Raw genomic sequence first — 19921 nt, forward strand, 5'->3', positions numbered from 1 at the left:
AGCAAGCGAAAGGAAAGGCGTTCCTTTCAGCTAAAAGTCGGAGAGCTTGCCTGGCAAACTCTCCGGTATGATCAGTCGATAAATTCAAATTCAAATTCGAGAAGACGGATCGTATCTCCGTCTTTTGCACCGCGAGCCCGAAGCGCGTCATCAACGCCCATTCCGCGAAGCTGTCTGGCGAAACGCTTAACAGACTCGTCTCTTGAAAAATCCGTCATTTTAAATAAGCGTTCAAGCTTGGCTCCGCTGAGCACAAAGGTGCCGTCAGGATCACGGCTGATCTCAAACGGCGCTTCCTCATCCTCAAGCTTATACATGACTCTGTTTTCAGTCATGTCTTCTTCGTCGTAGAGCGGGAATTCCGGCGTCGTTTCCAAACGGTCGGCAATCTCAAACAGCAGATCCCTCAATCCTTGTCTGGTCAACGCGCTGATTGGAAAAACAGGATAATCATCTGTAAGCTTTTCTTTGAATGCCTTCAGATTTTCTTCCGCATCCGGCATATCCATTTTATTGGCGACAATAATTTGAGGACGTTCTGTCAGCCTCAGATTATACTGTTCAAGCTCTTTATTGATGGTCACATAATCTTCATACGGGTCGCGCCCTTCAAGACCCGACATGTCGATCACGTGCACGATGACGCGCGTTCTTTCGATATGTCTGAGGAATTGGTGTCCGAGGCCAACCCCTTCGTGCGCCCCCTCAATCAGTCCCGGAAGATCCGCCATTACAAAGCTGCGTCCGTCTTCCGTTTCGACCATTCCGAGATTCGGATTCAGCGTTGTAAAGTGGTAATCGGCAATTTTCGGCTTGGCCGAAGACACGACAGACAGGAGTGTTGATTTTCCAACGCTTGGGAAACCGACAAGACCGACATCGGCCAAAACTTTCAGCTCGAGAACGATATAGCGCTCCTTGCCGGGTTCGCCGTTTTCAGAAAGCTGCGGCGCCGGGTTGGCAGGCGTCGCGAAACGGGTATTGCCTCGTCCGCCGCGTCCTCCTTTTGCGATGACGGCTTCCTGTCCGTGCTCCGTTAGATCAGCGATGACCTGCTTTGTATCATCGTCAATGACAACCGTGCCGGGCGGGACTTTTACAACCATGTCTTCTGCATTTCGGCCGTGCTGGTTTTTAGACATGCCGTGTTCTCCGCGCGTCGCCTTAAAATGTCTTTGATATCTAAAATCCATCAGCGTGCTGAGGCCTTCGTCAACTTTGAAAACGACGTCTCCGCCTTTTCCGCCGTCACCTCCGGCAGGGCCTCCTTTTGGCACATATTTTTCGCGGCGGAAAGCAACCATTCCGTTGCCTCCGTCTCCGCCTTTTACGTATATTTTTACCTGATCAACAAACATAATGTCCTCCGTTCTATTCCTAAAAAACCGCTTTACTTGATATGAATTTCAGCGATGCACTCACGGTCTGTTACATCAAGCCGCTTGATTTCATAAAAATCAGCCAGTGAATGATGAAAGTCTTTGATACCGGTCAGCTTTGTGAATACGCCGTGGAAATCCAGAAAGATGACGAGCCGGTCGTCCGGACCGTCCGTCTGCAGCGTGATCGTCAGATGATTGTCGCCGCCTTTCAAAACGGCATCCTCAAAAGTCCCAAACAGCTTTCTGACGAAAACGACGAGCTTCTCTTCATAAGCTGACAAATCTCTGACCTGACCGATCACCTCATATTCAAGCGTCAGCGAATGGGCCATCCAGTTAAATGTAAGCAGCTCATACGCCGCACGCGGGATTTTAAGGTTTGAAAGCTTTGATTCATGCTGAGCTTCGATGACCACTTCATCAATAATTTCAAATACGCGGTCATACTTTTTTAATGTTAAGTTTCCTTTAATCAATTGCAGTTTATTCATCCAGTCGTGCCTTGAATGGCTGAGCAGATGAATAAGCTCATGGGTCAAAGCCTTATCGTCCATCGTCTTTTCTTGTTTTTTCGAAGTTTCTTCCATTTTTGCACTCCCAATCGTTTGTTCTCTATTTTAGGAGTCTGATTCAGTTTGTACTTTGAATTATAACAGAGAAGGCAGTATAAATGAAACACGTTTATATACTTTAAAGAAGCAGAATCAGAGCGGAAACCCGGCCTTGTCCAGGGGGCGGGAAGGTGTTTTTCAGCAAGTCACGGTGCTGTATGTAAAAAACTCCGGTCAGAACGACCGGAGTTTCGTTTAAAGGTTAGGCTACAGGATATACGCTCACTTTTTTGCGGTTACGGCCGAAACGTTCGAATTTAACAGTTCCGTCGACTTTTGCATATAGAGTGTCATCTCCGCCGCGCCCAACGTTTTCACCTGGATAGATTTTTGTTCCGCGCTGACGATAAAGGATGGAACCGCCAGATACGAATTGACCGTCTGCACGTTTAGCACCTAGGCGCTTCGCCTCAGAGTCACGTCCGTTCTTCGTTGAACCTACTCCTTTTTTAGATGCAAAAAACTGAAGATCTAATCTTAGCATGTAGCTCACCTCCTATATTTTGTTCGTCGTTACTTTTAAGTAACCTTTGTAGTCTCGTTCGATCGTTTCAAGGGAGACGATCATGCCTTCGAGAAGGAGCTGCGCCTTTTCAAAAGCCTCCCGATCCGTACCGTCCGGGAATCCGAAAGATAAAAATCCGCCGTCTTCCCCGAGGTCAATGACCGGCTCAATGCCCGTCAGCTTCATGACAGCATTGACAGCTCCAAAGGCGACCGCCGATGCCCCTGCACAAACGAGATCCTGACCATGTTCAGCAAAATTCGCATGTCCCGACATTTCAAAGCCTAAGATGTCTTTGTTCGATCGGGCTCTGGTAACCTTTGCATGAATCATATCATACACGCCTTAAGCGTTGATTTTTTCGATTACAACTTTAGTGTAAGGTTGACGATGACCTTGTTTTTTATGTTGGTTTTTCTTCGGCTTGTACTTGAATACGGTAATTTTTTTCGCACGGCCTTGTTTTTCAACTTTGCCTGTTACCGTAGCGCCTTCAACCGTAGGGCTGCCAACTTTAACATTTTCACCGCCGACAAACAATACGTTGTCAAAAGTAACTGTTTCGCCGGCTTCAGCAGCAAGCTTTTCGACGTATACAGTTTGGCCTTCTTCAACTTTGATTTGTTTTCCGCCTGTTTGAATAATTGCGTACATCTCTGCACCTCCTAATAAACTAAGACTCGCCAATCACAGGGGGCTAAGAAAGCACTTAACACCTGTGCTGAGCGGTTGTAGCACGGGTGCTACATCCATAACATTAAAAAATATACCAGAAAAGAGCCCGAGTGTCAATGTCTTTTAGAAGGATGGACGGTCAATAAACCAAAAGCAGATCTTCCATTGAGGAAGTCGTGCGCTTGTCTGTAAAATAAGCGTGGAGAACTTCGTTTTCATCAAGCTGGCTCAGTTTTTGTCCGTCCTTCTCAATAATGATCGGGTGTTTGCAGCCTCGTTTAAACAGGAGCATGACCTCATAAATCTGCTGTTCAGCGCACACCGTGATCGGGGCGAGGCGTCGCACTTCCCTCTCCTTTCCGTAATAGCGCTCAAGCAAAAAACGGATATGGACGTAATGGCGATTGCGATATTCCTGGTAAAGAGATGCAGCCAAAAATACGAGGAGCACCCAAGCGCTCAGCTGTGACGGGGAAACCAACAGAATTGCCGCGATTAAAACAGTACAGCAAAAGCACGACACAGCCAGCATCACCCGCTGTGCTTTCTGATACGGAAGGTGTTTTGAAAACAGCAAAAACAGCAGCTTCCCGCCGTCAAGCGGCCAAACCGGAAACAGATTAATCAAGAGGATGGTCAGATTGTAAAAGGTAAACGTTTCAAATATATGAGGGCTGACGAGCGAATTGACCGCCAAAAGCCATGCAGCAAATTGAAGCCAGATATGCTGAACAGGCCCCGCGGCGATGACGGCCAGCTCTTCCTTTAACGGTCTGTTGCCATGTTCATCGACTTCAAGCGTTCCCCCAAAAGGCAGCAGGAAAATGCCTTTAATTCTCCATGAAAAATAAACGGCAGCAGCAGCGTGGCCAAGCTCGTGGATCAAAATAACGATCATTAAACAAAACAGCGCTTTAATATGTCCTGTCATGATACCGATCGCCATGACAAGCCACAGCAGCGGGTGAATGTGAAGCTTGGTGAAGAGCTCCGTCCATTTATTCAAATGTAATCACCTGTATCGGATCAACAAATTCCTCTCCTTGTTTGATCGCGAAGTAATAGACGCCTTTTTGATTTTTATCCTGCTTAATCGTTCCGAGCTTCGTTCCTTTATCTATAAAATCGTATAAAGCGACATCCGCTTTTTTCAGCTGGCCGTAGTAGGTATAGCTGTTGTCCGCATGCTGCAAAACCACCGTCAGGCCCGTTTCCGGATTTTTGTCCACTTCAATGACATAGCCTTCCTTCATGCTGCGGATCGTTTCGTCTTCTGTTTCTACCTTAATGCCCTGGCCTGAGAATTTCTCCTGAACCTTTCCCATGGCAGGAACAGCGAGATCTTGATTCACCTCGACCTGACCGGATGGTTTGTCACCTTTCGGTTGAAAGAATGCGAGGGGATCGCCAAACTTGGATTCATACCAATTCTGGAGAGCCGCAAATTGGAACTCTTCAGTAAACACCTGGCTGATGACCGGTTTGATTTGGTTTGCGGGTTCAAACTGGCCTTTGTAGGCAATAGCGGACACAAGGACAAGACATGCCGACAGAAGACATTTCATGATGAACGCATCCGCTTTGACAAGAGGGTGCTTCCCATTTATCAGCAGGGAGCTTCCCTCAGGCGGAGGGAAGTCTCCGGCCTTTTCATCTTCCGAAAAGGCTGTCCATGCAGGCGGCTTGACCGGCAGCTTTTTGCCGCCTGACGAAAAGGGCTGTTTATCCGGCGCTTTCCGCTTTCTTTTCCTGGCCATTCTTTTTCGAATCTCATCTGCTCTATGACTCATAACCCTCATCCTTTACATTCAGGTTCGTTTGTTCAATGATATGTCTTGTCCCAGGCGTTTATGACGGTATATTGACATAAAACCAAAAGGTTTCATATAATAGATAGGAAACCTTTTGGTTTTACTTTTTTCTAGGAGGTCTATTATGAGCAATCAACTAGTGCCTGATATACATAAACAGGCTGTTTTTCACGCATCGATAGAAAAAGTGTGGGAGGCCGTCGCCACCAGTGAAGGTATCGCCGCCTGGTTTATGCCAAATGATTTCCGTCCGGAGATCGGCTGTGAATTCACCTTGCAGTCTCCGTTCGGCCCCTCCCCTTGCAAAGTGATCGAGCTTGAAGCGCCGCATCGACTCGCTTTCAGCTGGGATACGTCGGGATGGATCGTCACATTTGAATTGAAAGAGCTGTCTGCAGAAAAAACCGAATTTACCCTGATTCATTCAGGATGGGGCGCGCCGGAAGAAACGGTTGCAAAAGCGGGAGAAAAACAAGCGGATGTCCGCAATCGGATGAATGGCGGCTGGGAAGCGATCGTCAATCAAAAGCTGCGTCAGGCAGTTGAAGGCTAGTGACATCATCGGCCGTAAAACATGATGTGTTCCAAGCCGTTTCCGATCCCTCACGGCGAAAGATGCTGAAGCTCCTCGCCGGCAGGGAATTGCCTGTAACAGATATCAGCACTCATTTCCCGATGAGCCGAACGGCTGTTTCAAAGCATCTGAGAATTTTGTCAGAAGCCGGACTTGTCAGCGGAAGAAAAGCGGGCAGAGAAAAACTGTACAGGCTTCATCCCGAACCTCTCGCGGAGCTGCAGCAGTGGCTCGCCTACTTCGACATGTATTGGGACAATAAGCTTTCCTTGTTAAAGCACAAAGTCGAAAACGATCAATGAAACTGCAAAAAAAGCAATCTCGTTTTGGAGATTGCTTTTTTGCAAGTTAAGCGCGTACGCCGAAAAATGATTTAATCTTTGCGAAAACGCCTTTATTTTCTTCTTCAAACGACTGTAAAGGCACAGATTCACCCAGCACGCGGCGGGCGATGTTCCGGTATGCGATTGAAGCTTTATTGTTCGGATCCATGACGACAGGCTCCCCGTTATTGGAAGCTTTAATCACTTCGTCATCATCCGCAACAATACCGATCAGTTCGATCGACAAGTGCTGAATGACTTCATCAACATCCAGCGTATCGCCGTTTTTCATTAAGTGGTTGCGGATCCGGTTGACGACAAGTCTCGGCGGCTCAATATTTTCTTCTTTTTCAAGCAGGCCGATGATCCGGTCGGCGTCACGAACAGCGGAGATTTCCGGTGTCGTCACGACAATCGCTTTGTCAGCGCCCGAGACCGCATTTTTATAACCTTGCTCAATCCCTGCAGGGCAGTCGATGACAATGTAGTCGAAGTCTTGTTTGAGCTGCTGGACAAGCTTGACCATCTGCTCGGGAAGAACAGCCGACTTATCGCTTGTCTGGGCGGCCGGGAGCAAATAAAGCAAATCATCGAAGCGTTTATCTTTCACAAGCGCCTGATGGATTTTGCATCGCTCCTCAACGACATCTACCAAATCATATATGATTCTATTTTCAAGGCCCATGACGACATCAAGATTGCGCAGGCCGATATCCGTGTCAACGAGACATACCCGTTTTCCCAAAATGGCCAAGGCGGTGCCAAGATTTGCGGATGTCGTCGTTTTGCCTACTCCGCCTTTCCCCGAGGTTATTACGATAGCTTCACCCAATTTTACATTCCTCCCTCAAGCCTTGTTAAACTAGGTCTTAAATGAGCTAATTGCTGAAGGCGGTCAATGACCATATTCTCATTTTCATCTAAATAAGCACATTCCATGTCGTTCCCTTCTTGGATGTGGTCTGGGGAGCGATTGAGCACATGATTGATACGCAATTGAGTCGGTCTCATATCCGAAGCCGCAATAACAGCTCGTTTATTTCCATTAAAACCGGCGTGGGCAATCCCTCTTAATGAGCCGAGGATGAAAATATTCCCTCCGGCCTTCACCATTCCTCCCGGATTCACATCCCCAATCAGAAGCAAATCACCCTCCGTTTCGAGGACTTGCCCTGAACGGACAATTTTAGCGACAGAAATAATTTCGCTTTCCGCTTTTAAACGGTTTGCTTCATCTTTGGTCATGACTTCACTTTCAATGGAGTGGATGAACAGATTTTGTTTCTCAGTGATCACATCGGTCAAGATCTGTTCTTGCTCCTCGGTCACATAACGGTGGCCGAGCTTAACGAGCACACTGATTTTCTGGCCTTTTCCATCCATATAATGTTCGAGTGACAGCATATCCTGAAGACCGTACAATAATTCTTCAAAAGAGCATGTGTCATCAAGATGAAGCGTCAATCCATTTTTCGTTCCTTTAATTGTTACGTATTGCTGCTTTTGGGTCTTCACGGTGTTCACCTCAACATCATACTCTTTTCGACATCGGCTCATAAAATCCTCTTTTACTCATTCCTCAGCTCTTTCTTAAGACTGGTAAAAAACCATTTGAACGGGTAAATGAGCAAAAGGCCGCCAACGGCGTTCAGCCCAAGCGTAGGCAGGAGCCTGCCGAGCACAAATTGATGGAACGGCATGATTTCCGGACGTATCAGCATCTGCACGCCATATTGGTAAAATTCAAGAACACAGACGGCGAGCAGCGAAATAAAAATGACCACCAGCGCGTTTGTCTGCAATACTTTGAATGCTTTTGACGATAAATAGCAAATACCGGCAAAACCGAACATATATACACCTAAAAGGTCGGTGTAATTAATATCATATAACAGTCCGAAAATAAATCCATATGTAATGGCAAAAGGCTGATTGACATAAGCCGTCATAAAAACTAAGACAAGCAGCAGAAAACGCGGGATGAGCTGCTGTTCTTCCGTCACAAAAGGCAGGTTGACAAAATCCGCGTAGACGCTGTCAGATACTAAAACAAACATCATCACGACGGGAAGAAGGAAGCGTTTCACGAACCTTCCTCCTCATCGTCCATCTTGTTGACATCCACCGTATCAAGCGTTCTGTCGACGACGATCACGTTATCAAGGTTATACATATCGGCCGCCGGCTCTACATAAGCGATTTTTGTCAAGCCGTAGGAATCGGGTTCAACCTCTGTCACTTTTCCGATTGTCAGGCCTTTCGGAAAAACGCCGCCCGCACCGGAAGTTTCGACGAGGTCTCCTTTTTTCACTTCCCTGTCTTCATCAGGCTCAATGATTTCCATTGACAGCGCCTTTTTCTCGGAGTCATAGCCGTTGATGATTCCGTTGACCGTTTTCTTGCCTTTATTTGCAGCGATAACCGTAGAAATTCTGTTGTTTCTGTCTGTTGCGCTTAAAAGCTGGACGGTGGAAGTGAAATTGTTCACTTTAGTGCTTTTGATTTTCCCGATCAAGTTGCCGTTTTCATCTGTGACCGCCATATCCTTTTCGACGCCGTGCTTAGAACCTTTGTTAATCGTGATCAGGTTCCACCACTCATACTTATCCGGATTTCTGGCGATAACAGTCGCCAGAATCGGCGTGTAGTCTTTAATTGATTTCAAATGGCCGAGCTCTTTTCTTAAAGACTTATTTTCATTTTCAAGCTCTTGCAGCTTTGCCTCGTATTGCGTCTGGCCGTCGAGCTTTTTCCGCAGGCGCTCATTTTCGCTGTACGTATTTTTTAAGTCTTCGATATTTTCAAAGAAGCCCGCAAAAAATTGAGCGGGCGTATGAAAAATCGTCTGGAATACACCAGTTGTATCGCCAATAAATTTTTCGGGCCAAGTTGCATTCCGGTCATTCTTTAACGAAAATCCAATCATTGCCACTAAAATGATGATACAAAGGAGTAAAAGCATCAACCGTTTATTCGTAAAAAACTGCGGCATGATTATACACCTCTTCTATTCCCTGTGTCCTTAATTTTTGCCTTTAAATAGATGAATTTGCTCGAGAGCTTTACCTGTTCCGATCGCTACACAGTCAAGAGGGTCTTCCGCAATTAAAACCGGCATTTTCGTTTCTTCGCTGATGACTTTGTCCAAGTGACGCAGCAGCGCACCGCCTCCTGTCAGGACGATTCCGCGGTCCATAATATCAGCCGCGAGTTCAGGCGGAGTTTTTTCAAGCGTATTTTTCACGGCATCGACAATTGCAGTCACAGTGTCGCGAAGCGCCGCTGTAATTTCTTTTTCGGTGATTTCAATCGTTTTCGGCAGACCTGTTAAAAGATCGCGGCCGCGGATTTCCATGCTTTCTCCGTTTTCAGAAGCTTCGGCAGAACCGATTTCAAGTTTGATCGCTTCCGCAGTACGGTCACCGATCATCAAGTTATATGTTTTTCTAATATAAGTAATGATTGCTTCATCCATTTCATCACCGGCAACGCGAATAGACTGGGATGTGACGATGCCGCCGAGGGAAATAATCGCGACTTCGGTCGTTCCGCCGCCGATGTCGACCACCATGCTTCCAGTCGGTTCCCAAACAGGAAGATTGGCTCCGATCGCCGCTGCAAACGGTTCTTCAATCGGATATGCATCTCTCGCCCCGGCCTGGCGCGTAGCGTCGATTACCGCACGCTGCTCAACCGCCGTAATTCCCGACGGGACACAAACCATGACATAAGGTTTTCTCGCAAATAAGCCTTTGTTTTTAACAGCTTTGCTAATATAATGTTTCATCATTGTCGCTGTTGTTTCATAATCAGCGATTACGCCATCTTTCATCGGGCGGAGGGCGACGACATTGCCGGGCGTACGTCCGATCATGTTTTTCGCATCGTTTCCGACTGCAACGATCTGCTTTGTATCTGTTTGCAGCGCAACGACGGAAGGCTCCCTGACGACAATACCTTTACCTTTCACAAAAACAAGCGTATTCGCCGTTCCTAAATCTATTCCAAGGTCTCTCGCACCAATTCCAAACATTTGTATGTATCTTCCTTTCTTAAAACAATATTCCTAAGCAAAAACCCATAAATTCTATTATAGCTTAATTTAATGAAAAAAAAAGTGTTACAAATATCCTTTTTCTTTTAAGCTCACAAATTTTTGATCACCGATGATGATATGATCGAGCAATTCGATTCCAAGCAGCTGTCCGGACTCGTGAAGGCGCTGTGTAACTTCTATGTCTTCGCGGCTTGGAGCCGGATCTCCGGACGGATGATTGTGGACGCAGATGAATGAGGCTGCGGAGCGCTTTAAAGCTTCCTTAAACACTTCCCTCGGATGGACGATTGAAGAGTTCAAGCTTCCTATAAAAATTGTTCGCTTGTGGATCACCTGGTTTTTCGTGTTCAGATACAGGCATACGAAGTGCTCCTGAGACAGAAAGCGCATATCCCCCATTAAAAAATTGGCCGCATCTTCGGGAAAACGGATCACATAACGGTCTTTGCAGGCAAGGCTGTGAATGCGCCGGCCAAGTTCGAGCGCCGCCAAAATCTGCACGGCTTTGGCGCGGCCGATCCCGGAAATGCTTGAAAGCTCCTCAGCGGATGCTTCTTTTAACAAACGGAGGCCGTCAAACGTTTGAAGCAGCCGGCTTGAAAGCTGAAGAACCGATTCTTTTTTCGTCCCGGTTCTGAGCAGTATCGCGAGCAGTTCATGGTTTGACAAACTTTCGGCGCCTGTGTTGAGAAGGCGCTCCCGCGGCCTTTCTTCATCAGGAAAATCCTTTAATTTCAACGGCAGATCGCTTATGATAAACCCTCCCTTTTGATTCCCTTCTCGTTCGGTTTATCAAAAGGAGTGAAGATCGAACGTTTTCAGCATTCTCATCGTTTTGGAAATCGGAAGACCCACAACTGTATAATAGTCTCCCTTTATCTGTTTGACAAAAAGCGCGCCTTTTCCTTGTATTCCGTATGAACCGGCTTTATCAAACGGCTCTCCTGTAGCGATGTAAGCGCTGATTTCCTTTTCTTCAAGAGGCCAAAAAAAGACTTCGGTTTCTTCAAAAAATGTTTCGCATCTCTCGCCGTCCTTAATGCAGACGCCGGTAAGCACTGAATGGGTCTGTCCCGAAAGCATGCTCAGCATCCTTTTTGCATCTTCGGCATCTTTGGGCTTGCCCAAATAAGCCCCGTCATAAAGAACAATGGTGTCGGCGCCAAGCACGACGGCATCAGGATATTGTTCGGCTACTGCACGCACTTTTTGTTCCGCCAACCATTTGACGTTTTCTGCTGGTGAAAAGTTTCGAATTAATTTTTCTTCCGCGTTGCTCGTAACGATGCTGTATGGAATCTGAAGAAGATCGAGGAGTTCCTTTCTGCGGGGTGATTGTGAAGCCAATATGAGCTGTCGGGTCATAAGAAGACATCCTTTCAAAGGTTTTTGCATAGGAAAAAAAGATACCTGTTTTATCCTACCAAAAGAACGCCGCCGCCACAATTTCAGAAAAGTAACTTTTTAATGACAAAAATCGTGAAAATAAAAAAACCAGCGCCTCTGCTGGTTTTTTTATTTTATTTGGCTCAGCAATAGCTGCTGGCTTTTCCAGCCGTTGGCTGCGGTCGGTTTCTCAAGCAGGTTGACGGCTTCCAGTATGCTCTTCTTTACCTCTTCAGATTCTCCTTTTGATTTGGCGCCGTCAAGTTCAGCTTTGACATCAGCTATGTTTTGAGATGTAACCTCCGCGCCGAGAATCGCTTTTGCCGACAGCTCGGCCGCTTCTTTAAAAGGCTCTAGCAAACCGGGCTCGAGTGCAACCGGAAGCTCTTTTCCGCCCCACGCTTCAAAATCGTTTTCGATTAATATTTTGCCAATTTCAGATGTCATCTGTTTTTCCCCTGTTATTCCGGCGATCACATAAAATCCGTCGTCTTTGGCAATCGAAACGGCGGCATACCCCTTGTCTGCGATTTGAGAGGCCAGCGTCTCCGCTCCTTCTTTAGATGAAAACTTGCCGGCCTGAACGGCAAAGCTTTTAAAAGATTCTCCCGCTTGTCCGCTATTTTTTTGTCCGCTCTTTTTCTCTTCGGCACCTGAGTCACCGGCTTTTACCGCCTGTCCGTTTTCCGCATCCGCACCCAAGCTGCCGGATGCCGGCACTCCTTCTTTATGGGTTGCGAGATTCAGCGCGAACAGCCCGAGTCCCGTGCCGAGCAACACAGCAAAGATAATGGTTGCAGCAAAGCGCTTCAAAGGAAACGTAAGGGACATTTTCGCTTTTCGGTTGTTTTTAGCCTCGTTTTTCTTTTGATAAGGCGCCACCACTTTGGGATCGTCTTTGTACACGGTTTCTTCTTCGTCTGGAGGCGTCCATGTAAATTCATCTGTTTCAGGTGCGCCGTCCTCTTTTGAAGCCGATATTTCCCGTTCCGCCTTTCTCTTTTCTTCCCAGTTTGAAAAGGTGAACTTCTTTTCTTCATTTCTGTTGGAAAACTCTTTTTCATTTCCGTAGATGGTCTCTTCTCTGCCATTGATCATCACTTTAAGCGGGTCTTCCTGGGGCACTTTTTTAGCTGAGTTTTTCTTGCTCTTCCGTTTTTTCATGTGGCTTCCCTCGCTTTCCGTTTATTGTTTTATATTGAGATTAGGCGGCAGATTGGCCGCTCTCTATACGATCGGCAGAGGGAAGCCAGAAGGAAGGAGGAGTTCTCCTTAAGGCTGTCCCTCTTATTGTCCACACTTTATCACAGCCTCAAAAAAAAAGAACAAGACTTTTGTCGTCTTGCCCAAAAAGGTTTCGTCAAATTTTTCACCACCGTGCCATTTGAAGGTACCACTCGATCATTGGATTGCCATAGAAACAGCTTATCAGCGTCCCGATCAGAATCGCGGGAGCAAACGGCATAGGTTCATTTTTCTTTAGCTTTCCTGCCAGCAATGCAATCAGACCAAGCACCGTTCCTGCGGCTGCCGAAAGGAAAAAAGCGAGAATGAGGAGGCGGCTGCCGAGCGCCATGCCGAGCACCGCAAACAGCTTTACGTCCCCCCAGCCGATCCCTCCTTTCGTCAAAAGCAGCGTCAAGAGCGGAAGCATGCCGCCGGCAAACGCACCGCTTAAACCGGAATGCCACGGCTCGAGGGGAACAAGAAACCGTCCGACAGCAAAGACAATCAGGAAAAAACAAAGCACAGCATCCGGAATGACCATATGTGTCACATCAGATACAAAGACGATCAAAAGCAGGGAAATAAGAGCAAGCACAATCACCAGCTCCCCCTGATGCCCAACCTGCATACCAGCAAACGCAAACAGGATGGCGGCGGAGAGCTCAACTGCCGGATACACGATCGATATCGGGGTTTGACACCCCTTGCACCTCCCCCGCTGCATCAAATAGGACAAAACAGGTATCAGCTCCGCGAGGCCCAGCTTTCTTTTGCAAGCCCGGCAGAGGGAACGCGGAGCAATCAATGATATCTTTTCAGGGATGCGGCGCCCGGCTGAACTAAAAAAGGAACCGAGCACTAACCCCGCCGTAAAAAGGTAAAAGATGAACATCACTATCAGCCTCGCACAATCAAATTTAACCGCTTCATGGGAAAAAACGGCTTCCTGAGGCTGTTATTTTAGCAAATATGAAGCGCCTCCGCTTTTCATAAAACATAAAAATGCGCAGTCAGCCGATGGCCAAAAGCGCATTTTTATGTTTTTTATTCAGTTAAAACTGCCCTGACGGCGGAAATAAAGTAAAGCGACCCGGTAACAATGACCACCGCTTTTTCATCTTCAGCTTGTTCTTCGATATAGCGGAAAACAGAGCCGATGTCTTCATCACATGTTTTATGATCAGCGGTACTTTGCTCAAACAGCTTTTGAGCGGATTCCGCTCTCGGAAAATCAAAAGATGTGAAGTGAATCGATGACGCAAACGATTCGATTTTGCGGATCATGTCTCTGTACGGCTTATCTTTGAGAGCACTAAAGCATACGTGAATATTCCGCCCGTCGAAGTGGGACGTGATCGTCTCGGCCAGCCGCTCTACCCCTTCTTTGTTATGAGCGCCGTCGATATAAACGAGAGGCCTGTTCAATACCTTCTCAAACCGGCCGGGCCATCCCGCCTTATGAATGCCGCGTTTCAGCTCTTCTTCGCTGATGGCCGCATGTTTTTCGGCTGTCAGCCATTCGGCCGCAAGTATGGCCAGAGACGCGTTTTGCCGCTGATGGGTGCCGATCAGGCTTGTTTCAATTCTTTCATAACGATGTAACGGTGTTTTCAGTGAAAACTGCTCTCCATCGGGCAGTGAACGCTCTCCGGACAGCTCGCAATCCTCATGAAGGGATATAAAAGCAGATTCTGTCTCCATCGCCTTTCGCTTTATCACTTCAGCTGCTTCACGCTGATGAACGGCTGTGATAACAGGAACGCCGTGTTTGATGATTCCCGCCTTTTCTGCGGCAATCTCTTTCAGCGTGCCGCCTAATATTGCCATATGGTCATGGCCGATCGAAGTGATGACCGTTAACATCGGCTTCACGACGTTTGTCGAATCCAAACGGCCGCCTAATCCCGTTTCAAAAATAACAAAATCGGTGCGCCGGTATTTAGCAAAATATAAAAATGCGCATGCCGTAATAATTTCAAATTCGGTGGCTGCTCCGAATTCGGTTTTTTCAAGCTCAAGGACGAGAGGCCCGACCTCATTAAAGAGCGCCGTCCATTCGTCGTCCGAGATCGGTGCGCCGTCAACGCTGATCCGTTCGTTAAAGGTAATGATATACGGTGATGTGAAGGTGCCTGCTGTATAACCGGCTTCATTGAATACCGTACGGAGAAAAGCGATCGTTGAACCTTTTCCGTTTGTTCCGGCGACATGAATCGCATTAAGCTTTTTCTCGGGGTGCCCGAGCTTTCTCAGAAGCCATTCCATTCGTTCCAAACCCGGCTTCACGCCGAATTTAAGCCTTCCGTTAATCCAGCTGAGTGCTTCATCAAACGTTTTGAACAAGCGAATTCCTTCCCTTCAATTGATGAAGGTGTTTTCCAGCACCTTTAGAAAGACCTGGAAAACACCTCCTTTTTTTCGTGTGATTAATTTTTCAATTCGGCGATTCTTTTTTCTACAGCTTCACGTTTTGCCGTATAATCGGCTTCTTTCGCCCGCTCTTCTTCAATGACATGTGCAGGCGCCTTTTTCATAAATCCTTCGTTGCTTAATTTCTTTTGAACCCGTTCAACTTCCTTCGTCAGCTTATCGAGTTCTTTTTGCAGGCGGCTGATTTCTTCCTCAATGTTAATCAGACCTTCGAGCGGCAAAATCAGCTCGGCGCCGGATACGACAGCGGTCATCGCTTTATCGACCGCCTGAATATCCGTTCCGATTTGAAGAAGGCTCGGATTCGTAAAGCGTTCCACGTACGAACGGTTTTCTTCAAGTCGTTCGGCGATTTCCGGCGTGCTTGTTTTAATATAAAGCTCAATCTGCTTGCTGAGCGGCGTGTTGACTTCGCTGCGGATGTTCCGTACAGCGCGGATGACTTCAACGAGAAGCTTCATATCCGCCGCTGCTTCGGTGTCCGTATATTCTTTAACAGCTGCAGGCCACTTGGCGACTGTAATGGATTCCCCTTCGTGAGGAAGATGCTGCCAGATCTCCTCCGTCAGGAAAGGCATAAACGGATGCAACAGGCGCATCGTTTGATCCAGCACATACGCTAAAATAGAGCGGGTCGTCTTTTTCGCCGCTTCATCTTCACCGTAAAGCGGAAGTTTAGCCATTTCGATGTACCAGTCGCAGAAATCATCCCAGATAAAATTGTAGAGATGGCGGCCAACCTCGCCGAATTCGTACTTGTCAGCCAGCTGTGTCACAGTTTCAATCGTTTCATTCAACCTTGTTAAAATCCACTTATCGGCAACTGATTTTTCTCCTGACAGATCAAGCTCTTCGTATGTCATGCCGTCCATGTTCATCAGGGCGAACCTTGATGCGTTCCAAATCTTGTTCGCAAAATTCCATGTTGACTCCACTTTTTCAAAGCTGAAGCGTAAATCCTGTCCTGGAGAGCTTCCCGTCGCAAGGAAGTAGCGCAGCGAATCCGCTCCGTACTTATCGATCACATCCATCGGATCGACGCCGTTTCCGAGCGATTTGCTCATTTTGCGGCCCTGGTCGTCGCGGATGAGCCCGTGGATCAAAACATCTTTAAACGGACGTTCTCCGGTAAATTCGATACCTTGGAAGATCATTCTGGATACCCAGAAGAAAATGATATCGTATCCTGTGACAAGGACGTTCGTCGGATAGTAACGCTTGAAATCTTCCTCATCGATATCCGGCCAGCCCATCGTTGAAAACGGCCAAAGAGCGGAACTGAACCATGTGTCAAGAACGTCTTTGTCCTGCTCCCAGTTTTCGGCATCTTCAGGAGCTTCAGCGCCCACATAGATTTCCCCCGTTTCTTTATGGTACCACGCAGGAATACGGTGGCCCCACCAAAGCTGGCGGGAAATGCACCAGTCGCGGATATTTTCCATCCAGTGCAGATACGTTTTTTCAAAACGGTCAGGGACGAAGTTGACTTTTCCTTCGCTTTTTTGCAATTCGATGGCGGCATCGGCAAGCGGCTGCATTTGCACGAACCACTGCGTTGACAAATACGGCTCAACGACTGCTCCGCTGCGTTCGCTGTGGCCGACCGAATGCGTATGTTCTTCAATCTTGAACAGCACGCCCTCTTCCTGAAGATCTTTCACGATCTGCTTGCGGCATTCAAAACGGTCCATGCCTTTATATTGAAGCGCCTTGTCATTCATTGTGCCGTCTTCATTCATAACGAGAATGCGTTCAAGGTTGTGGCGGTTTCCGATTTCAAAGTCGTTCGGATCATGGGCAGGTGTAATTTTGACGGCACCTGAGCCGAATTCCATATCGACGTAGTCGTCTCCGACAATCGGAATTTCCCTTCCTGTGATCGGCAGAATAACCGTTTTTCCGATTAGGTGTTTGTACCGCTCGTCTTCCGGATGTACCGCAACCGCTGTATCGCCGAGCATCGTTTCAGGACGGGTCGTCGCAATTTCAATCGAGCCTGAACCGTCTTTCAACGGATAGCGCATATGATAGAACGCGCCTTGTACGTCTTTATAGATGACTTCGATGTCAGACAGAGCCGTTTTAGTGGCCGGGTCCCAGTTAATGATATATTCTCCGCGGTAAATCAGCCCTTTTTCATATAGCTTCACAAATACTTCGCGAACCGCTTTAGAAAGCCCTTCATCAAGGGTGAAACGCTCCCTTGAATAGTCAAGGCCAAGGCCGATTTTCGCCCATTGGCTGCGAATAAAATCGGCATATTCCTCTTTCCATTTCCATGTTTCTTCAAGGAATTTTTCGCGGCCGAGATCATAGCGCGTTTTTCCTTCTTCGCGAAGCTTCGCTTCTACTTTTGCCTGAGTTGCAATACCGGCGTGATCCATACCCGGCAGCCAGAGCACGTCATAGCCCTGCATCCGTTTCATTCTTGTCACGATATCCTGCAAGGTGGAATCCCAAGCATGCCCCAAGTGCAGCTTACCCGTCACATTCGGCGGGGGAATGACAACGGTGTACGGTTCTTTTTCAGGGTCGTTTTTCGCTTCAAAAAATTTGCCGTTCACCCAATAGTCGTATCTGTCTTTTTCAACTGCAGACGGATCGTATTTTGTCGGCATCGTCAGTTCTTGATTATCCATTTTCAAACCTCCAACAGTATTAAACGGCTGAACAATAAAAAAGAGCCCTCTCGATCCTGTTAAAAGGACGAAGAGAACTCTCTCGCGGTACCACCTTTTTTCATGAATGCGAAAAAAACGCATTCACGCACTTAAATGGGATAACGGGACTTTCCCGAATTTCTCTACTTTTTGTTCGAGAAATTGCGCTCCTGGGCGACCTTCCAAAAAAGACTGACTGGGAGCCTTTCAGCGAACCGGCTTCCCTCTCTGCAAGCGTCTGTTTTTGTACTCTTCCCATTCAAAGCGGGTGATCATTGACTTTTCAGCACGTACTTTTTCTTTTTCTTATATTACTAAATCTTTTTCATTTTCGTCAATCATCTTTTCCGTTTTTCTCTTGTTTTATACGATACTGGGCCATGCACACAAGCTCCTTTTCCTCATATGATGCTGTAACGATAAGAGAGGAGGCATAAGATGCGAAAAAAATTCAACACACATTCATTCCAGCCGTGGCTGAAGCAAGTCAGGCTTGTTGCTGTTCAAGTCGTCCTCCCGATCACGATCTTCCAGGGCATACGCACGATCATCTTTCCGACCACATTTGATGTCCTCCTTTTGGGCATTCTCATATTCCTTGCGTGCGCCTTTCACCTTGACTGGATATAAGCACGAAAAAAGTCCGCATCATGATGATGGGGACTCTGTTTCTTCCTGCAGTTTTCTGTTTTCTTCCGTCTCGTGAATGCTCATCACAAGCGGTTCGGCGTTTTTCATTTGCCAGTACGCCTTCAAAAGCGTTGTACAGGCTTCTTTTTCTCCGGGCCCCTTCTCAAGGTCGTAGCGGTTCAGCACACCGAATACAGGCCCGGGGTAAGCCATATAGCTGAGGAATAAGCTGATTTCTTCCTCCCGCAAAGGATAGACATTGTGATACGTATAAAACCAGTTTACACATTCCGTGCACATCACGGGATTCGTCTTAAACATTCTTGTAAAAAATACGATGAGATCGTTCGCTGGGGGCCCGTGTCCCGCTTTCTCAAAGTTCGTAAAGTAACCCGTTCCGGTATCGTTATAGAGAAAATGCCGGACGGACAGCTGCCCGTGGTTTAAAACCATTCTCGAAGACTCTTTGTCTTTCATGGTCTCATACCACTCTTCAAGGCGGGCAAGCGCAAAGTCTGCAGCTGATATCGTCTCTTTGAAATACATGGCTGCCTGAAGCTGGAACGGGGACATATACCATTCGTTTTCCGCTCTTGAGATGAATTCTTCATATTTCTGTTTTTGCTGTTCCCATTTCCGTTTTGTCCGTTCATAGTGCCCGAGTATTTCTTCCCGCCTCACACCGAGCTCTTTTTCCGTTCGCTGGTGAAGAAGAGCGATTTCTTTAAACATATATTCGTGTTTTTGGTCACGCTCTTCCTCTCTTTCAAGGGTAAGCCAAGGCATGAGATAACAGACATCTTCTCCGGCTTGCGTTAAAAATTCGCCCGTGCGGTTTCGATAGACGGGAACAAACTGCCTGTAGCCTTTTTCCTCCAGCAAGATCATCTGTTCTGTGAAGCGGGCGTTTCTTGAAGCCGCCAATTTTTTCAGGGCGAATACACCGTGATCCGTATACACTTTCCATACCTTTGGACTGACCGATTCCATATATTCAGGCGTAAGACCGTACTCATTTAAAACAGACTGGATGCCTTCCATCGGCTTCACCACATTTTTATCAATGCATTAGGCATGGCTGTTTTGATAATCCGGTATATAAAGGATCTGTCCCTCTTTTAATTCCTCGTCAAGGGAAAGGGAATTCATCCGGATGAGCTGCTGGACATTAATATCATAGCGCTCGCACAAAAGATCAATGGTATCGTTTTGCTGAACGATGCACATCCTCATTCGAGTAAACTCCTCCTCTCCCTGTTTTGTAAAAAGCTTTGTCAAATAGAGAGCATTGTCATTCTCCTTCGCTGACACTTCCTGGTCGTCTGCTGCCGGCATCTCATCTCTTTCTTCTTCAGGCTCCGTCTGCTCATGAAACGAATATTCCGGGATTTCAATGGTATGTCCGGCTTCCTCTTCTTCATCAATCGCTTCTGCTTTCTGTGTCACTTCAACTTCAAACGTCTCAGGCTCCCTGTCATTCTGGTCTTCCTCCAAAAGAGGCGGAACACCGTAGAACGGGGTTTCTTTCGGTTCATCATGAGGTTGATAAGCCCTTTGGAGCGGCTCCGGCTCTTCTTCCGCTTCTTCCCTTTTTAACTCGTATTCTTCCGGCTTCTCTTCCGCTTTCTCCCTTTTCAGCTCATATTCTTC

At 47.1% G+C, this 19921-nt stretch carries 23 protein-coding genes and 2 other annotated features; of the genes, 3 read left to right on the plus strand and 20 right to left on the minus strand.

Features of this window, described 5'->3' with window-relative positions:
* Positions 1 to 71: 71 nt before the first annotated feature.
* The 7 genes from obgE to ACH97_RS13150 all read right to left on the minus strand — a co-directional run bounded on the left by obgE (position 72) and on the right by ACH97_RS13150 (position 4963).
* Positions 72 to 1358: a GTPase ObgE gene (gene obgE / locus ACH97_RS13120; protein WP_020452440.1), complete on the minus strand. Its 1287-nt coding sequence runs from the start codon at positions 1356 to 1358 to the stop codon at positions 72 to 74.
* A gap of 32 nt (positions 1359 to 1390) precedes the next feature.
* Entirely contained in the window at positions 1391 to 1969 is a 579-nt protein-coding gene (locus tag ACH97_RS13125; RefSeq protein WP_020452441.1) for a sporulation initiation phosphotransferase B, read from the minus strand.
* 226 nt (positions 1970 to 2195) lie between these two features.
* Entirely contained in the window at positions 2196 to 2477 is a 282-nt protein-coding gene (gene rpmA / locus ACH97_RS13130) for a 50S ribosomal protein L27 (protein ID WP_003184023.1), read from the minus strand.
* 12 nt (positions 2478 to 2489) lie between these two features.
* Positions 2490 to 2831, minus strand: coding sequence for a ribosomal-processing cysteine protease Prp (locus ACH97_RS13135; RefSeq protein WP_020452442.1), 342 nt, complete (start codon positions 2829 to 2831; stop codon positions 2490 to 2492).
* Positions 2832 to 2843: 12 nt separating this feature from the next.
* Positions 2844 to 3152, minus strand: coding sequence for a 50S ribosomal protein L21 (gene rplU / locus ACH97_RS13140; RefSeq protein WP_003184027.1), 309 nt, complete (start codon positions 3150 to 3152; stop codon positions 2844 to 2846).
* 12 nt (positions 3153 to 3164) lie between these two features.
* Positions 3165 to 3239, minus strand: a sequence feature (ribosomal protein L21 leader region).
* 73 nt (positions 3240 to 3312) lie between these two features.
* A complete protein-coding gene (locus tag ACH97_RS13145; protein ID WP_020452443.1) occupies positions 3313 to 4179 on the minus strand; it encodes a M50 family metallopeptidase in 867 nt (288 codons plus the stop codon).
* On the minus strand, positions 4172 to 4963 hold the full coding sequence (locus ACH97_RS13150; RefSeq protein ID WP_020452444.1) for a peptidoglycan DD-metalloendopeptidase family protein: 792 nt from the start codon (positions 4961 to 4963) through the stop codon (positions 4172 to 4174). The genes ACH97_RS13145 and ACH97_RS13150 overlap by 8 nt, the downstream gene beginning before the upstream one ends.
* Positions 4964 to 5105: 142 nt before the next feature.
* On the opposite strand from ACH97_RS13150, the gene ACH97_RS13155 reads away from it, so the two are divergent.
* A complete protein-coding gene (locus ACH97_RS13155) occupies positions 5106 to 5537 on the plus strand; it encodes an SRPBCC family protein (RefSeq protein ID WP_373367308.1) in 432 nt (143 codons plus the stop codon).
* Complete coding sequence (locus tag ACH97_RS13160) at positions 5537 to 5860, plus strand: ArsR/SmtB family transcription factor (protein WP_023855421.1); 324 nt, start codon at positions 5537 to 5539, stop codon at positions 5858 to 5860. Before ACH97_RS13155 ends, ACH97_RS13160 begins: the two co-directional genes overlap by 1 nt.
* A 46-nt stretch (positions 5861 to 5906) precedes the next feature.
* Here the strand turns inward: ACH97_RS13160 and minD are convergent, their stop codons facing one another.
* The 11 genes from minD to ACH97_RS13215 form a co-directional block, all read right to left on the minus strand.
* Positions 5907 to 6713 carry a septum site-determining protein MinD gene (gene minD / locus ACH97_RS13165; RefSeq protein WP_020452447.1) on the minus strand — a complete coding sequence of 269 codons (807 nt, stop codon included), beginning with the start codon at positions 6711 to 6713 and terminating at the stop codon, positions 5907 to 5909.
* 2 nt (positions 6714 to 6715) lie between these two features.
* Positions 6716 to 7396: a septum site-determining protein MinC gene (gene minC, locus ACH97_RS13170; RefSeq protein WP_023855422.1), complete on the minus strand. Its 681-nt coding sequence runs from the start codon at positions 7394 to 7396 to the stop codon at positions 6716 to 6718.
* Between the two features lie 53 nt (positions 7397 to 7449).
* Positions 7450 to 7968 (minus strand): rod shape-determining protein MreD, encoded by a 519-nt coding sequence (gene mreD / locus ACH97_RS13175; RefSeq protein ID WP_020452449.1) that lies wholly within the window; start codon positions 7966 to 7968, stop codon positions 7450 to 7452.
* Positions 7965 to 8873: a rod shape-determining protein MreC gene (gene mreC / locus ACH97_RS13180; protein WP_020452450.1), complete on the minus strand. Its 909-nt coding sequence runs from the start codon at positions 8871 to 8873 to the stop codon at positions 7965 to 7967. The genes mreD and mreC overlap by 4 nt, the downstream gene beginning before the upstream one ends.
* A 30-nt stretch (positions 8874 to 8903) precedes the next feature.
* Positions 8904 to 9914 carry a rod shape-determining protein gene (locus ACH97_RS13185; RefSeq protein WP_003184042.1) on the minus strand — a complete coding sequence of 337 codons (1011 nt, stop codon included), beginning with the start codon at positions 9912 to 9914 and terminating at the stop codon, positions 8904 to 8906.
* An 87-nt stretch (positions 9915 to 10001) separates the two neighbouring features.
* A complete protein-coding gene (radC, locus tag ACH97_RS13190; protein ID WP_020452451.1) occupies positions 10002 to 10676 on the minus strand; it encodes a RadC family protein in 675 nt (224 codons plus the stop codon).
* A gap of 54 nt (positions 10677 to 10730) precedes the next feature.
* Positions 10731 to 11303 carry a Maf family protein gene (locus ACH97_RS13195; protein ID WP_020452452.1) on the minus strand — a complete coding sequence of 191 codons (573 nt, stop codon included), beginning with the start codon at positions 11301 to 11303 and terminating at the stop codon, positions 10731 to 10733.
* 150 nt (positions 11304 to 11453) lie between these two features.
* Positions 11454 to 12488 carry an SPOR domain-containing protein gene (locus tag ACH97_RS13200; protein ID WP_041817272.1) on the minus strand — a complete coding sequence of 345 codons (1035 nt, stop codon included), beginning with the start codon at positions 12486 to 12488 and terminating at the stop codon, positions 11454 to 11456.
* Between the two features lie 205 nt (positions 12489 to 12693).
* A complete protein-coding gene (locus ACH97_RS13205) occupies positions 12694 to 13443 on the minus strand; it encodes a prepilin peptidase (RefSeq protein WP_020452454.1) in 750 nt (249 codons plus the stop codon).
* 152 nt (positions 13444 to 13595) lie between these two features.
* Complete coding sequence (locus ACH97_RS13210; protein WP_020452455.1) at positions 13596 to 14894, minus strand: bifunctional folylpolyglutamate synthase/dihydrofolate synthase; 1299 nt, start codon at positions 14892 to 14894, stop codon at positions 13596 to 13598.
* 83 nt (positions 14895 to 14977) lie between these two features.
* Positions 14978 to 17620, minus strand: a complete 2643-nt coding sequence (locus ACH97_RS13215) for a valine--tRNA ligase (protein ID WP_020452456.1) — start codon at positions 17618 to 17620, stop codon at positions 14978 to 14980.
* 60 nt (positions 17621 to 17680) lie between these two features.
* Positions 17681 to 17913 (minus strand) — a binding site (T-box leader).
* 166 nt (positions 17914 to 18079) lie between these two features.
* Between ACH97_RS13215 and ACH97_RS13220 the strand changes: the two genes are divergently transcribed.
* Positions 18080 to 18271 carry a hypothetical protein gene (locus ACH97_RS13220; RefSeq protein WP_020452457.1) on the plus strand — a complete coding sequence of 64 codons (192 nt, stop codon included), beginning with the start codon at positions 18080 to 18082 and terminating at the stop codon, positions 18269 to 18271.
* A gap of 18 nt (positions 18272 to 18289) precedes the next feature.
* Here the strand turns inward: ACH97_RS13220 and ysxE are convergent, their stop codons facing one another.
* On the minus strand, positions 18290 to 19312 hold the full coding sequence (gene ysxE / locus ACH97_RS13225; RefSeq protein WP_020452458.1) for a spore coat protein YsxE: 1023 nt from the start codon (positions 19310 to 19312) through the stop codon (positions 18290 to 18292).
* Positions 19313 to 19339: 27 nt separating this feature from the next.
* On the minus strand, positions 19340 to 19921 hold a 582-nt coding region (locus ACH97_RS13230), incomplete at its 5' end, for a LysM peptidoglycan-binding domain-containing protein (protein WP_155519892.1).

The sequence above is a fragment of the Bacillus paralicheniformis genome (assembly GCF_001042485.2).
GTDB lineage: Bacteria > Bacillota > Bacilli > Bacillales > Bacillaceae > Bacillus > Bacillus paralicheniformis.

Bases quoted from the DNA above. Each gene is read 5' to 3' on its own strand.
- ACH97_RS13220 (WP_020452457.1), top strand. From the start codon at position 18,080: ATGCGAAAAAAATTCAACACACATTCATTCCAGCCGTGGCTGAAGCAA.
- ACH97_RS13195 (WP_020452452.1), bottom strand. From the start codon at position 11,303: ATGACCCGACAGCTCATATTGGCTTCACAATCACCCCGCAGAAAGGAA.
- ysxE (WP_020452458.1), bottom strand. From the start codon at position 19,312: ATGGAAGGCATCCAGTCTGTTTTAAATGAGTACGGTCTTACGCCTGAA.
- obgE (WP_020452440.1), bottom strand. From the start codon at position 1,358: ATGTTTGTTGATCAGGTAAAAATATACGTAAAAGGCGGAGACGGAGGC.
- mreC (WP_020452450.1), bottom strand. From the start codon at position 8,873: ATGCCGCAGTTTTTTACGAATAAACGGTTGATGCTTTTACTCCTTTGT.
- ACH97_RS13125 (WP_020452441.1), bottom strand. From the start codon at position 1,969: ATGGAAGAAACTTCGAAAAAACAAGAAAAGACGATGGACGATAAGGCT.
- rpmA (WP_003184023.1), bottom strand. From the start codon at position 2,477: ATGCTAAGATTAGATCTTCAGTTTTTTGCATCTAAAAAAGGAGTAGGT.
- rplU (WP_003184027.1), bottom strand. From the start codon at position 3,152: ATGTACGCAATTATTCAAACAGGCGGAAAACAAATCAAAGTTGAAGAA.
- ACH97_RS13135 (WP_020452442.1), bottom strand. From the start codon at position 2,831: ATGATTCATGCAAAGGTTACCAGAGCCCGATCGAACAAAGACATCTTA.
- ACH97_RS13185 (WP_003184042.1), bottom strand. From the start codon at position 9,914: ATGTTTGGAATTGGTGCGAGAGACCTTGGAATAGATTTAGGAACGGCG.
- ACH97_RS13205 (WP_020452454.1), bottom strand. From the start codon at position 13,443: ATGTTCATCTTTTACCTTTTTACGGCGGGGTTAGTGCTCGGTTCCTTT.
- ACH97_RS13150 (WP_020452444.1), bottom strand. From the start codon at position 4,963: ATGAGTCATAGAGCAGATGAGATTCGAAAAAGAATGGCCAGGAAAAGA.
- ACH97_RS13200 (WP_041817272.1), bottom strand. From the start codon at position 12,488: ATGAAAAAACGGAAGAGCAAGAAAAACTCAGCTAAAAAAGTGCCCCAG.
- ACH97_RS13215 (WP_020452456.1), bottom strand. From the start codon at position 17,620: ATGGATAATCAAGAACTGACGATGCCGACAAAATACGATCCGTCTGCA.